This is a genomic window from Klenkia sp. AC732, assembly GCF_979256525.1.
Genome location: NZ_CEEDOS010000169.1, coordinates 1 through 239 on the forward strand (window position 1 = coordinate 1; position 239 = coordinate 239).

1 protein-coding gene is annotated in these 239 nt (G+C 70.7%); it reads right to left on the minus strand.

The features are described 5' to 3' along the window. On the minus strand, nucleotides 1-239 hold a 239-nt coding region (locus tag AC0IVP_RS22135; RefSeq protein WP_471759309.1), incomplete at both ends, for an ATP-binding cassette domain-containing protein.

Consider the following 239-nt stretch of genomic DNA (forward strand, 5'->3'; position numbering starts at 1 on the left):
GTTGTCGGCCAGCATGAAGTGCTGGTGCACCATGCCCACGCCGGCCGCGATCGCGTCCCCGGGGCTCTTGCAGACGACCTCACGGCCGTCGAGCAGGATCTGCCCCTCGTCGGGGCGGTGCATGCCGTACAGGGTCTTCATCCGCGTCGACTTGCCGGCGCCGTTCGCCCCCACGATCGCGTGCACCTCACCGCGGGCCACCCGCAGCTCGATGTCTGAGTTCGCGACCGCCCCGGGGA